This is a genomic window from Photobacterium sp. DA100, from assembly GCF_029223585.1.
GTDB lineage: Bacteria > Pseudomonadota > Gammaproteobacteria > Enterobacterales > Vibrionaceae > Photobacterium.
This window is the reverse complement of sequence record NZ_CP119423.1, coordinates 713649-726985: the sequence shown is the minus strand read 5'-3', so window position 1 is coordinate 726985 and position 13337 is coordinate 713649. Positions and strand designations below refer to the sequence as shown.

Below are 13337 nucleotides of genomic sequence, written 5' to 3'. Positions count from 1 at the left end.
CTGCCCCTCAAATATTGCTGCTGGATGGATTTTGCTGTTGTTCTATTGGTGCTATAGCTTTGCCAGCGGCGCAAACTGGCCCCCCGTCAGTTCAAGGAGATCCTTGGGCGCCAGTTCAATTTCCAAACCACGCCGCCCGGCACTGACACAGATTGTCTCGTACTGCTGGGCCGAGGCATCAAGAAAAGTCGGCAGACGCTTTTTCTGTCCCAGCGGGCTGATGCCGCCGACAATATACCCGGTGGTTTTCTCCGCGATTTGGGGATCGGCCATATCGACTTTCTTCGCTCCCGCCGCCTTGGCCGCAGCTTTCAGATCAAGCAAGCCCGCAACCGGCACGATGGCAACCGCCAGTTTTTTCGGATCGCCATTGAGCGCGAAAAGCAAGGTTTTGAAAACCTGGTTCGGATCCTGCCCCAATACTTCCGCCGCCTCCAGACCAAAATTGGTATTGGCCGGATCGTGCTTGTACTGGTGGATGGTGTGGGCGATTTTCTTTTTCTTGGCAAGATTGATGGCAGGTGTCATAGCCGCTCCGATTCCATTTCCAATTATCGACAGCCACTATAGCCCAACGCGATTGATGCCAAAAGAAAAAAGACGCTTTGGCTTTACCGGGGCGCATAAAAAAGCCCTGCATTTGCAGGGCTTCGCGCTATACCTTTAACCGTCGTTGTTAGCGGTAAACCATCTCACCTTTTGGTGCAAAGGCATTCACGTCAATCGGACTGTTGGTCTGCAGGAACTCCTTCAGCACTTCCGCATCAACAAAGCCGGTATTCACATGGCCTGAGTGTTCGGTGATCTTAGGGTAACCATCACCACCGGCAGCATTGAAGCTCGGTACCGTGAAGCGGTAAGTTTCAGTCAAGCTCAACGGCTTGCCGCCAATCTTCACATCGCTCACCTTACCGTTAGCAACCGTCATTGAAATACCGTAGAACTGGGCGTAAGCACCTGAATCAACCGGTTTGGTCGCGACCACGTTAAGGTAGTCCATCACTTCGCTACCGCTCATATCCGTGTAAGTGACAATATTGCCAAATGGCTGCACCGTCAGCACATCTTTGTAAGTGATATCACCGGCAGCAATCGAGTCACGCACACCGCCTGAGTTCATGACTGCAAAATCAGCCTTGGCGCGTTGCATATGAGAAGCCGCAATCAGACGGCCTAGGTTCGTCTGCTGGAAGCGAACCACATTACGGTCACCTTCTAGCTTGCCGTTTGACTCGGCGATCTTGATATTGAGCTGCTCCTGACCACGCTCCTGGAAGGGCTGTAGGAAAGCTTTCACTTCGGCATCCTGGGCAATCTCATCCTGGATAAACACACGCTGTTTAGAGCCGTCAGCCAATTTGACTTTCTTTTTCAGGTTAACTGGGATCAAGTCATAGCTAACCATCTGCAGTTCGCCATTCTGGAACTCAAAGTCAGCACGGCCAACATATTTGCCCCACTCGTGAGCCTGGACAATCCATGTGCCGTTCTGCTGATCCGGCTGACAGTCGTCACCCGGATTGAAGCTCTTGTTGTACATGCTTGGGCCTTCCATGCACACAGGCTCCTGCGAGTGGCCACCGACAATCATATCCAGCTCGCCGGCAGGCAAGTAGCGGGCTAGCGCAACATCACCCGGCGCATTGATGCCGTGGTTACCATTGGCGTAGTGGCCCATGTGGGTCGCCGCAATGATCACATCCGGATTCTCGGTCGCCTTTAGCTGCTCGATCACCTTCTTGGCCTCTTCCTTTGGATCGCGGAAGTCAACGCCACCGATGTACTCAGGGTTACCGATCTTCGCCGTATCTTCCGTTGTCAGGCCGACAACGGCAATCTTGATGCCCTGCTGCTCGAAGATCTGGTAAGGCTGGAATAGGCGCTCGCCGGTTTCCTTGTCGTAGATGTTGGCAGACAGCATCGGGAACTCTGCCCACTCTTCCTGCTTGCGCAGGACTTCCAGCGGGTTGTCGAACTCATGGTTACCCAGTGCCATCGCGTCGTAACCCAACATGTTCATCCCTTTGAAGTCCGGCTCGGCATCTTGCAGATCTGACTCAGGCACACCGGTATTGATATCGCCCCCAGAAAGCAACAGAGTGGTACCGCCTTGTGCTGCGACTTCTGCGCGGATCTGATCCAATAGCGTCTTACGTGCCGCCATACCGTACTCGCCATAAGAGTTATGCCAGAAACGACCGTGGTGATCGTTGGTATGTAGAATGGTTAGCTTGTACGTTTGATCAGCCTGCCAAGAGGGGGCTGCGGTCTCAGATTGGCTGGCACAGCCTGCCAGAGAGGCAAGTATCGCAGCCGTTAGCGCTGCCTTGGTGAAAAAGCGTTCCTTCATTGGGGGTCACCTTAACCTAATTATGTGATTTCAAAGAATTTGACAAGCGTCAGTTTAAGTTATTTAGTGAATGCTGTTGTATGGTTTTCATCATTCTGTTGACTAGATCACTATACCGGGTTCGCATTTTCATAACGGTGAGATAACAAGCAAAAAAAAGCCTCACTGTGTGAGGCTTCTGATATCATCTCGCTTTTTCGAATTTATCTCATCGCGCAATTAAGCCGTGGCTAGCTGTCGCGCCGGATGTTTGATAAAGACTGCCGCGATAGCCGCGAAAGCCAGGAAGAAGCAGTAGTAGGAATGGCTCACCACTTGTAACGGCGACAAGCCGAAGACCGAACCCAGCAACAACGCTTGCGCCCCGTATGGCAAAACCCCCTGCACCACACATGAGAAAATATCGAGCAAGCTTGCCGAACGGCGAGGTGTAACACCATTTTCTTCCGCCAGTTCACGAGCAACGCCACCTGAGACGATAATCGCTACGGTATTGTTCGCGGTACAGCAGTTGGTTAGCCCCACCAGGCCAGCAATACCCAGCTCGCTGGCTCGCAGGTTCTGGGCTTGCGAGTGCTGCTTGCTAAAGACACGGATCACCTTGCTGATCAGTTGTGTCAGGTAAGCCAGGCCACCCTGGCGGCGCATCAGCTCACCCATACCGCCGATCAGCATCGACAGCAGGAAGATCTCCTGCATATTGCCGAAACCGGCATAGATATCCTGGCCGTAGGTCGACAAGCTGTAATCAGGGGTAGCAAACAGGCCGATGCCCCCCGCCAGCAAGATCCCGATGCTCAAGACCACGAAGACATTCAAGCCAGATACCGCCAATACCAAGATGGTGATATACGGCAGCACTTTCAGCCATTCAACAGCCGTTGTGGCCGGCACTTCGGTCGGCGTACTGCTGAACAGGAACAATAGAATAGCCGCGATAGCCGCAGGCAGGGCAATACGGATATTCTCGCGAAACTTGTCTTTCATCTGGCAGCCCTGCGAACGGGTCGAGGCAATGGTGGTGTCCGAGATGATAGACAGGTTGTCACCGAACATCGCGCCACTGAGTACCACGCCGGCAGTCAGTGCCACATCCATCCCGGCCGTTTGCGCGATCCCCAAGGCAACAGGTGCCACTGCCGCAATGGTCCCCATCGACGTACCCATTGCGGTGGCAATGAAGGCTGAAATCACGAAGATACCCGGCAGGATCATGCTGGCAGGCAGCATAGACAGACCGAGGTTCACCGTCGCATCTACGCCACCGGTTGCTTTCGCCACCGAAGCAAAGGCACCGGCCAGCAGGTAAATCATACACATAGCAATAATGTCGCTATGACCGACCCCTCGCAGGAACTGTTCGATCGCCTTGTTGAGTTTTTCCTTGCTCAGCAAAATCGCGACGATCACCGCCGGCAGTGCCGCAACCGGGGCAGGCAGTTGATAGAACGCGAAGTCCACGCCTTGTAGGGTCAGGTAGGTCCCGACACCGATGAACAAGGCCAAGAAGATCCCCAGAGGGAGTAGTGCCAACGCAGAAGGTGCTGGCTCGCTAGAATGTTGTTGTGTTGTGTTCGACATGATGACTACAGGACATCTATTTTAGAAATTGCGCCTAGACTAAGTGTTGTTTATGGCCGCGTCAACATCTAGACGTCTAAACATCCAAAAAAGTTACTGTAACTGGCATAATAAACTCATCCGGCATCACAGTAACACCGCACATATTCCCTACCCATAACCGTCAAATTATTGACTAAAATCCCACGAATTCCGTCAACCAAAAGTCACAATAAATCATCAACTTGTTTTTTTTTCGACCAGGGCTACTTTTCCGTGCAACAGGCAAGAAATCGCTATAGAATCCGCCTCGCAGACACCTCCCCCCATCCCCGTTGTTGAGATAAAGACAATGACATTAACCTTAAAACAGAAACTCATTGGCGCCAGCCTTTTTGCTGTTGTCGTCATGGCAACCGCCCTGACCTGGCTCGCGGCCGACCAACTCTCTGACCAAACCCGCCAGGGCATCTATTCCCGTGCCGAAAGCCTGGCCCACGCCGCCAACGAAGGCATCGCCGACTGGGTTCAGATCCGTCGTGACATCGCCCAGGCTTTCAATGATTACAGCACCGAAGAGAATATGGTGCCTTACCTACAGCAAGCCCGTAAAGCGGGTGGGTTCGATGATATCTTCTTCGGCACGCCGGCCGGGGACATGTTCCGCTCCCACCCGGAACGTAACCGTGCCGACTACGATCCCCGTACCCGCCCATGGTACCGTGATGCCGTCAGTGCCAACCGCCAAATCGTCACCACGGCCTACCGGGATGCGATCACCAACGCCTTGCTGATCACCATTGCCGAACCGGTACGTAAAAACGGCAGCCTGATCGGTGTTGTCGGGGCCGACGTGCTGATCGACCAGCTGGTGAATGACGTGATCAACCTGGATGTCGGCCAAAACGCCTACGCCATGCTGATCAACCGACAAGACAACACTTTTCTTGCCCATCCTGATGAGTCTTTGATCCTCCAGCCAATCAACCGCTTCAGCAGTGAGCTGAACATGGCCCTTATCGACGAAGCCGCCCGTACAGGCAGCATTGAGATGGCCACTATCAAGGGCCAGGAGAAGCTGTTCTACTTCGCCCAGGTGCCGGGAACGGATTGGGTGCTTGGCCTCGAGATGGACCGCGCGACGGAAGAAGCGAGCCACACCACCCTGCTGCGCCAGCTGATCATCGCCTCTGTTGTGATCACCCTGATTGTAGTGGCGATTGCCGCGACACTGGTTGGCTACCTGTTCCGGGATCTGGCCCGTGTGTCCGAAGCCTTGGCTGAAATCGCCACCGGCGAGGGTGATTTGACCCAGCGCCTGGAGCCGCGCAGCGACGATGAAGTCGGCCAGCTTGCGCACAACTTCAACCGCTTCGTGGGCAATATGCATACCATGGTGTGCAAGCTTAACGATGTCTCGAACTCTTTGACCCAGCAGGCACACATTACCGCCTCGCAGGCAGAAGAGCGCAGCACCCGTATCCAGCACCAGCAAGACGAAATCAACATGGTCGCAACCGCCATCAACGAGATGGCCGCCGCCACCCAGGAGATCGCCGGTAATGCCGACAACACGGCACGCACTGCCGGTGAGACGGTTGAAGTGTCTGATCACGGTGCGACCCAGGTCGGGCAGAGCCAGCAATCGATCACTAGCCTGGCCTCCGAAGTCGACACCGCCACCGGCGTGATCAGCGAGCTGAACAACCACGCCCAGAGCATCAACACGATTCTGTCTACTATTCAGGGAATTGCCGAGCAAACCAACCTGCTGGCCCTCAATGCCGCGATCGAAGCCGCCCGTGCCGGCGAGCAAGGCCGTGGCTTTGCCGTGGTTGCCGATGAAGTCCGTGTCCTGAGCCAACGCACCCATGCATCGACGCAGGAAATCCAGCAGATGATCGAGACCCTGCAGCAAACCACCGGCAAAGCGGTGGGGATCATGGAAGACAGTCGCAAGCTGGCAGAAACCAGTGTTGACGACGCCAACTCGGCATCGGCCAGCCTGTCGCAGATCAACAGTGCGGTGACCAACATCAGCGACATGGCGACCCAGATAGCCTCTGCGGCTGAAGAGCAATCTTCGGTAACTTCGGAGATCACCCGCAATACCGAAGGGATCCGTGATGTGTCCAACGAGCTTGCTGTCGAGGCCAGCGAGGCTGCCAAGCAAGCCGCTGAGCTGTCAGAGCTGTCCTTCCAGCTGCAGCAGGAAATCAGCCGCTTCAAGCTCTAGGTTCTAGGTTCTAGGTTCTAGGTTCTAGGTTCTAGGTTCTAGGAACTGAAAAATCAACAAGGCTTGCCAGATGGCAAGCCTTGTTTCGTTCTAACCCTCGGCAAGCAGGCTATAGCAGATTGAAAACAATCGCAGATACGGCCAACAGTCCCATCACCAAAATAAAGAGGGTGCTTACCTTGCCCCGGTGTGCTTTCAGTGCTTCAACCCTGTAGACCGCCAGCATTGGCATCACAAACAGGATCAGTGCAATAACCGGCCCTGATAAAGCCTCCATCATGCCCAAGATACTTGGGTTCATGATCGCTGCAAACCAGATAGCGAAAAACATAAACACAATCCCCAACCGGTCTATTTTCGCCGGAGCCATCTTGGTTTGCTTCTGCAACATACCGTTCAAACTCTCACGGGCCCCCATGAAGTGTCCCAGGAAAGAGGATGATATGGCGATAAAGGCAATCACCGGGCCAAGGGAAACAATAAAAGGACTGTCGTGAACATTCGCTAGGTATGACAAGACAGAGACATTTTGCGCCTTCGCTTGCTGCAGCTGTTCTGGGCTAAGGCTCAGTACACATGAAAACACAAAGAAAAGCACAAACGAGATCAGCATCACCGAGGTACGTTTGAGGATCTGTTCTGATTTAGGCACCGCGTGCTGGCCATAATGACGACGCTGCACATTCGCAAAACTAGAAATGGCTGCGGCATGACTGAACGCAAAGACCGTCACGGGAATGGCAAGCCAAACCGTTACGGAAAAACTGCCCATTTCAGGCACTGCCAGCAAGTCGGGCATTTGCCAGTTGGGAACGAGATACAACGACAGGCCCGCCAATATTGCCGCTAGCGGATAAACAATCACCTCGAAGGCTTTCAGCATCACTTTTTCGCCTGCCATCATGATAGCAATCATGGCAAACACCAAGATGCCAGACAGCACAACCCGTGAAGGTTCGTCCCCTCCTAGCTGGTTGACGATGAAACTGTTGACCGTATTCGTCAGCCCCACACCGTAGATCAACAAGATAGGAAAAATTGACAGGAAATAGAGCATTGAAATCAGGCGGCCGGCACGCGCACCGAAATGTTCTTCAACCACATCGGTAAAATCAGCATTTTGTTTTGACGAGGACAGCACAAAGCGCGCTAGACCGCGATGGGCAAGGAATGTCATCGGGCCGGCCAGCAAAGCCATGATCACCAGCGACCAGAAACCACCGGCCCCGATATTGATCGGAAGAAATAAAATACCGGCCCCCACCGCGGTACCGAATAAACTTAGCATCCAGCTAGTATCGTGTTTATTCCAACGGGAAGCCCCAGCCTCTGTATGGCTCAGAGGTATATCTTGAGATAATGACACGCAACACCCTACACTTACAAAATTTTACTCGGCGCAGAGTATACCTTCACAAAATAAAACACTCACAACAAGAGCAGAAAACATCTCACTCCATTCCCGGCACACCACCAGCCAGATAAACCCATATCATCTCATTTGGATTACCAAGAACACTGCCAAATACGAATATGGTAGATTAATTCACTAAATTTTCACCTATTTTAATTTTTTCTATCATAAGGAACTGACTTCATAGCAATAAAAAACGGCCCGACAGGTAACCTGCCGGGCCGTTTTGAATCAAATCAAATAACACCGTTACTTAATTTCAATCTCTTCAAAGCTTTTAACAAGATCATCAAGCTGCTTGAGCTGACTCAGGAACGGCTCAAGCTTGTCCAGCGGGAATGCAGACGGGCCGTCACAGCGCGCTTGATCCGGGGTCGGGTGCGCTTCCATGAACAGACCGGCAATCTTGGTCGCCAGACCAGAACGCGCCAGGTCAACGGTTTGCTCGCGGCGACCGCCAGACGCGGCACCATTAGGATCACGGCACTGCAGGGCGTGAGTCACGTCAAAGATGATCGGGCTCCCCTTAGACGCCTTCTTCATCACATCGAAGCCCAGCATATCAACCACTAGGTTGTCGTAGCCGTGCAGCACGCCACGCTCACACAGGATGATATTCTCGTTGTCGCACTCCGCAAATTTCTCAACGATGTTGCCTACCTGGCCCGGGCTCATGAACTGAGGTTTCTTTACGTTGATCACGGCACCGGTTTTCGCCATCGCCTGGACCAAGTCAGTCTGGCGAGCCAGGAAAGCCGGAAGCTGGATCACGTCAACCACATCAGCAACCGGCTGGGCCTGGTACTGCTCGTGGATATCCGTGATGATCTTCACGCCGAAGGTATCTTTCAGCTCCTGGAAAATCTTCAGGCCTTCTTCCATCCCCGGACCGCGGTACGAGTGGACAGAAGAACGGTTTGCCTTGTCGAAAGAAGCCTTGAAGACATAAGGAATGCCTAGCTTGTCTGTCACTTCAACGTACTTTTCACAGATCTGCATCGCCAAATCTCGTGATTCCAGTACGTTCATACCGCCGAATAGGACAAACGGCTTATCGTTGGCAACCTCGATATCACCAACGCGAACAACTTTCTGTTCCATCATCTTCTCTCTTAATTTTTGATAAGCCCAGCCCCGCGCCAATTAGTGCAGGGTCAACGGCTCTTTGTTGAGTTCTTTGACCTGAAGCTTCAGCAGCTCGGCAGCTGGGTCTTCAGGGCATTGCTCGATAAAATACTCGTAATCCAGCGCAGCGGCATGGCTGCACTCTAGCTGCTGGTAAATATAGCCGCGATCGCGGATTTCGTGCGGATCCCCCGGACGAAAAGCCCCTAGCACAACATCACTGCAGCGCAGCGCTTCGGTAAACAATCCCTCGCGCAGCAACGCACTTTTCATCACGGTTAGCCAGCGAGCCAAAATATCGTAATTGCCGGCCGTGGCGAAATACTCGCTACGCAACTCGGAAAACGGCCCCTTGTGGCCTTTCAGCCAAGCCGCCATAACGTGCTTACTCAGGTACTCGCCATCAAACGGGTTGATGAACAGGGGATCACTGCCGTACCACTCTACCTTGAGGACAAACTGGGTTGGGAAGCCCACGGCACGGACCGGCAAGTCCAACCGGTGCGCCAGAAACAGAAACAGGGCCCCCAGGGTGACCGGGATCCCTTTCTTGCGCTCGAGCACCTTGTCGAGAAACACGTTGTCCGATGAGAAGTATTGCTCGTGATCGCCAATAAAGCCCCATTCGCGGTAGAACAGGCGCAACAGGCCTTCAAGGCGCAGGTAGCTATCCGGCTCATCCATCAAGGCGTGTTCGGCCTCTTGGGCAAGGCGCTCCAACTGGACGCTGACCCAACCCGCAGGGAAATGCGGATCTACCGCCTCAGTCATCGCAACCGCGCCATCCACCAGCGGCATCTGCTCCAGTTCTTGTTCGGTAAAGCGTAACATGGTTATCCTAGGAAAGAGGTTTTGGTCATGGCAATCTTGGCGGCGGCCATAACCCAACCCAGCGAGCCGAAGAAAGCAAAGGTCTTAAAGACCTTGTTCGACCCCATCTTGAGGGTGAAATAGCCAAGGGCAATGTACGCCAGCACACAGCTAAGCTTTTGCGTCATCCAGCCGCCAGCCGCGGTAAACGGCACGAAACCGGTGATAACAATCAAGACCACACCGGTCAGCAATAAGACGGTATCCACCACATGCGGGGTGATCTTAAGGAATTTTTTCTCGTTCAGGGTCGAGTTGGCCATCATCAAGCAGTAGCGCAAGATGAACAGTGTCACGCTCAGCGCGATAGCCAGCATATGTAGGTGTTTTACAGCGGTATACATTGTTATTGTCTCTCTATCCTTGCCAACGGCCCATGGTCACACGATCCAGGCCGGCATAGTCCTGTGCTGTGGCGACCTCATGGTAACCCAGCGCTTCTAAGATACCACGCACAGCCGAACCTTGCTCGTAGCCGTGCTCCATCAGCAGCCAGCCGCCCGCTTCGAGGTGCTGCCGGCCCTGCTCACTGATCACTTGAATATCCGCCAAGCCATGATCCTCGGCCACCAGGGCACTCTTCGGCTCAAAGCGGACATCGCCCTGCTCGAGGTGAGGATCGGCCTTGTCAATGTAAGGCGGGTTGCTAACAATGACCGCAAAACGCTCCTGCTCGGCCAAGGGGCTATACCAGCTCCCCGCCAGAAAACGGGCATTGGCAATGTGCAGGTCGGTGCGGTTCTGTTCGGCCAGTGCGGCCGCTTCCGGCCGCAGGTCAATCCCGGTGACCGCGATATCTGGCCGCTCAGACGCGATGGCCAATGCAATCGCACCGGTTCCGGTTCCCAGATCCAGTACCTGACAGGCGCCGGCTGGCAGCTTCTCCAGTGCCAGCTCGACCAGTCTTTCGGTATCCGGACGTGGGATCAGGGTGTGGGGGGCCACTTTGAGCGGCAGCGACCAAAATTCACGCTGGCCGACAATGTAAGCCACCGGCTCGCCGGTCAGGCGTCTTGCCAGCAGGGCTTCAAACGCGGCCAGCTGATCAGCCTCTAGCTCTTTCTCGGGCCAAGTCAGCAGGTAGCTGCGGGGTTTACCGAGCACATGGCATAGCAGGACGGCAGCATCGATGTGCGGGCTGTCCGAGCCCGCCTCACTCAATGCCGTCGCCGCCAGCTTCAGCTGGGCGTCTATCGACAGGCTCATTAGTTCTGCTCGGCCATTGCCGCAAGCTGATCGGCCTGGTGCTCCTGCAGAACCGGCTGGATCAAGCTGTCCATATCCCCTTCCATCACTTCGTTCAGACGGTAGATAGTCAGGTTGATACGGTGGTCAGACACACGGCCCTGCGGGTAGTTGTAGGTACGGATACGGTCAGAGCGATCGCCCGAGCCCAGCAGATTACGGCGGGTGCTTGCCTCTTCGGCATGGCGCTTCTCTTCTTCGGCCTGGATAATGCGGGCAGCCAACACAGACATCGCCTTCGCTTTGTTCTTGTGCTGCGAGCGCTCATCCTGACATTCCACCACGATACCGGTTGGCAGGTGGGTAATACGAATTGCAGAGTCAGTGGTGTTAACGTGCTGACCACCGGCACCGGACGCACGGAACGTATCGATTTTCAGATCGCCGGCATTGATTTCTGGGATTTCCGCTTCTGGGATTTCCGGCAGTACGGCTACCGTACAGGCAGATGTGTGGACACGGCCTTGAGATTCTGTCGCCGGGACGCGCTGTACGCGGTGGCCGCCTGACTCGAATTTCAGCGTACCGTACACAGCCTCGCCGCTGATTTTCGCGATCATTTCCTTGTAGCCACCGTGCTCGGCATCGTTGGCACTCATCACTTCTACGCGCCAGCCGCGTGATTCGGCAAATTTGCTGTACATGCGGAACAGGTCACCGGCAAAGATACCAGCCTCGTCACCGCCGGCACCGGCACGGATTTCAACAAAGCAATTGCGCTCATCATTTGGGTCTTTAGGGATCAGCAGAACCTGAAGCTCATCTTCAAGACGGATGATCTCGGCTTTCGCTTCCTTGACTTCCTCCAGCGCCATCTCACGCATGTCAGGATCGTCTTCGTTGGCCATTTCTTCAGCAGTTGCCAAGTCTTCCTTGGCTTGCTGGTAGGCCTGGAAGCATTGGGTTACTTCCTCCAGCTGTGAATATTCACGGGATAGCGCACGGAACTTGTCCTGGTTGCCAATGACCTCTGGATCGCTTAGCAAATGCTGGACTTCTTCATAACGCTCAACCAGCGTTTCTAATTTCACTAAAATTGAAGGTTTCATATAGATTTCTACTGTATTCCACTAAAGGCAGGGAAGGTTTCCCTGCCAGGATTAATTCTTGGCGGTATCTAGCCCGAGCGTCTCGCGGATCATGGCCAGCTTCTCTGGCTCGCCCTCTTTGGCTGCCTGTTGCATGGCACGGGTAGGCGCATGGATGAGCTTGTTGGTCAGCTTGTTGCTGAGTTCCACCAACAGTTTCTCTGGATCGCCCCCGTTGGCCAGTGCCTGCAGACTGCGTGTCAGCAAGTCAGACTTGAGCTCTTCAGCTTGGCAGCGGTACTGGCGGATGCTGTCGACGGCTTCCAGCGAGCGCAGCCAGCTCATGAACGCCGCACTTTCCTCGCTGACAATCGCTTCGGCCTGTATAGCCGCCACTTTACGCTGTTCACGGTTTTTCTCAACAATACTGTGTAAATCATCAACAGAGTAAAGGTATGCATCGCTAAGTTCACCCACTTCCTGCTCGATATCACGCGGGACGGCGATATCGACCAACAGCATCGGCTGATGGCGGCGGGCCTTGATCGCCTTCTCGACCATGCCCTTGCCGATGATCGGTAGCGGACTGGCCGTTGAGCTGATCACAATATCCGCTCGGTGAAGATGCTCGGGGATTTCCGGCAGGCTGATCACCTCGGCCCCGAATTCCCGGGCAAGGTTCTCTGCCCGCTCTTTGGTCCGGTTGGCCACGATCAGCCGGTTACAGCCCTGCTCAACCAGATGGCGGGAGACGAGTTCTATGGTTTCGCCGGCGCCGACCAACAGCACGGTGGCTTGTTCGAGAGACTCGAAAATCTGTTTCGCCAGGGTGCAGGCGGCAAAGGCCACTGAGACGGCATTGCCACCGATGTCGGTCTCGGTACGTACCCGCTTGGCCACGGTGAAGGTTTTGTGGAACAGCTTCTCCAGCATCCCCTGAACAACCTGGTTATCCCTGGCATCGGAATAGGACTGCTTGACCTGACCGAGGATCTGCGGCTCGCCCAACACCAACGAGTCAAGCCCACAAGATACCCGCATCAAATGACGGACAGCGGCCTGCTCTTCGTGAAAATACAGGCTGGGCATCAGCTCTTCGGTACTGATCTGGTGAAATTTACTCAGCCAGTCAATCATCAGTCCTGGGCCTTGCTGCGCCACATCGCAATACAGCTCCGTGCGGTTGCAGGTCGAGACGATGACCCCACTGCGAACCTCTGGATGGTCTTCCAGTTGAGCCAGGGCCTGCTTCATCTTTTCAGGCGAAAACGCAACCCGTTCACGCAAGTCTACCGAGGCTGTTTTATGGTTTATTCCTAGTGCAAGCAATGTCATGGAGACGGTGTACCACTTCGCCGATGAAATAAGATTTAAGGGCGGATTTTACTTGATGCCCCCGCTTAATAAAAGAACGCAGATCGAATCTATGGGGCAATAATCCACATAAATTGGTAATCAATTATTCATAGGATAGGAAAAAAGAGTGGTATCAACCTGTCTTTTTCCGAG

Annotated in this window: 11 protein-coding genes; 1 reads left to right on the top strand and 10 read right to left on the bottom strand. The window is 54.2% G+C overall.

Features of this window, described 5'->3' with window-relative positions:
* Window positions 1-51: 51 nt before the first annotated feature.
* From ybaK to PTW35_RS03765, 3 genes are all read right to left on the bottom strand, one after another.
* Window positions 52-528, bottom strand: a complete 477-nt coding sequence (gene ybaK, locus PTW35_RS03775) for a Cys-tRNA(Pro) deacylase (protein WP_281026573.1) — start codon at window positions 526-528, stop codon at window positions 52-54.
* 148 nt (window positions 529-676) lie between these two features.
* Window positions 677-2350, bottom strand: coding sequence for a bifunctional UDP-sugar hydrolase/5'-nucleotidase UshA (ushA, locus tag PTW35_RS03770; RefSeq protein WP_044622651.1), 1674 nt, complete (start codon window positions 2348-2350; stop codon window positions 677-679).
* 219 nt (window positions 2351-2569) lie between these two features.
* Window positions 2570-3931, bottom strand: coding sequence for a Na+/H+ antiporter NhaC family protein (locus tag PTW35_RS03765; protein WP_281026572.1), 1362 nt, complete (start codon window positions 3929-3931; stop codon window positions 2570-2572).
* Window positions 3932-4262: 331 nt separating this feature from the next.
* On the opposite strand from PTW35_RS03765, the gene PTW35_RS03760 reads away from it, so the two are divergent.
* A complete protein-coding gene (locus PTW35_RS03760) occupies window positions 4263-6146 on the top strand; it encodes a methyl-accepting chemotaxis protein (protein WP_281026571.1) in 1884 nt (627 codons plus the stop codon).
* A gap of 109 nt (window positions 6147-6255) precedes the next feature.
* Here PTW35_RS03760 and PTW35_RS03755 read toward each other — a convergent pair whose 3' ends face one another.
* From PTW35_RS03755 to hemA, 7 genes are all read right to left on the bottom strand, one after another.
* Window positions 6256-7512 carry an aromatic amino acid transport family protein gene (locus PTW35_RS03755; protein WP_281026570.1) on the bottom strand — a complete coding sequence of 419 codons (1257 nt, stop codon included), beginning with the start codon at window positions 7510-7512 and terminating at the stop codon, window positions 6256-6258.
* Window positions 7513-7809: 297 nt separating this feature from the next.
* Entirely contained in the window at window positions 7810-8664 is an 855-nt protein-coding gene (gene kdsA / locus PTW35_RS03750) for a 3-deoxy-8-phosphooctulonate synthase (RefSeq protein ID WP_281026569.1), read from the bottom strand.
* A gap of 39 nt (window positions 8665-8703) precedes the next feature.
* Window positions 8704-9516, bottom strand: a complete 813-nt coding sequence (locus PTW35_RS03745; RefSeq protein ID WP_281026568.1) for a tetratricopeptide repeat protein — start codon at window positions 9514-9516, stop codon at window positions 8704-8706.
* Window positions 9517-9518: 2 nt separating this feature from the next.
* A complete protein-coding gene (locus PTW35_RS03740) occupies window positions 9519-9899 on the bottom strand; it encodes a SirB2 family protein (protein WP_281026567.1) in 381 nt (126 codons plus the stop codon).
* Between the two features lie 13 nt (window positions 9900-9912).
* Complete coding sequence (gene prmC / locus PTW35_RS03735; protein WP_281026566.1) at window positions 9913-10761, bottom strand: peptide chain release factor N(5)-glutamine methyltransferase; 849 nt, start codon at window positions 10759-10761, stop codon at window positions 9913-9915.
* The gene (gene prfA, locus PTW35_RS03730) at window positions 10761-11849 is read right to left on the bottom strand and encodes a peptide chain release factor 1 (RefSeq protein WP_281026565.1); all 1089 of its coding nucleotides are present in this window, start codon (window positions 11847-11849) and stop codon (window positions 10761-10763) included. The genes prmC and prfA overlap by 1 nt, the downstream gene beginning before the upstream one ends.
* 51 nt (window positions 11850-11900) lie before the next feature.
* Complete coding sequence (hemA, locus tag PTW35_RS03725; RefSeq protein WP_044622644.1) at window positions 11901-13163, bottom strand: glutamyl-tRNA reductase; 1263 nt, start codon at window positions 13161-13163, stop codon at window positions 11901-11903.
* Window positions 13164-13337 lie beyond the last annotated feature (174 nt).

Coding starts and splice junctions, on each gene's coding strand:
- ybaK (WP_281026573.1), bottom strand. CDS start 528: ATGACACCTGCCATCAATCTTGCCAAGAAAAAGAAAATCGCCCACACC.
- ushA (WP_044622651.1), bottom strand. CDS start 2,350: ATGAAGGAACGCTTTTTCACCAAGGCAGCGCTAACGGCTGCGATACTT.
- PTW35_RS03765 (WP_281026572.1), bottom strand. CDS start 3,931: ATGTCGAACACAACACAACAACATTCTAGCGAGCCAGCACCTTCTGCG.
- PTW35_RS03760 (WP_281026571.1), top strand. CDS start 4,263: ATGACATTAACCTTAAAACAGAAACTCATTGGCGCCAGCCTTTTTGCT.
- kdsA (WP_281026569.1), bottom strand. CDS start 8,664: ATGATGGAACAGAAAGTTGTTCGCGTTGGTGATATCGAGGTTGCCAAC.
- PTW35_RS03745 (WP_281026568.1), bottom strand. CDS start 9,516: ATGTTACGCTTTACCGAACAAGAACTGGAGCAGATGCCGCTGGTGGAT.
- PTW35_RS03740 (WP_281026567.1), bottom strand. CDS start 9,899: ATGTATACCGCTGTAAAACACCTACATATGCTGGCTATCGCGCTGAGC.
- prmC (WP_281026566.1), bottom strand. CDS start 10,761: ATGAGCCTGTCGATAGACGCCCAGCTGAAGCTGGCGGCGACGGCATTG.
- prfA (WP_281026565.1), bottom strand. CDS start 11,849: ATGAAACCTTCAATTTTAGTGAAATTAGAAACGCTGGTTGAGCGTTAT.
- hemA (WP_044622644.1), bottom strand. CDS start 13,163: ATGACATTGCTTGCACTAGGAATAAACCATAAAACAGCCTCGGTAGAC.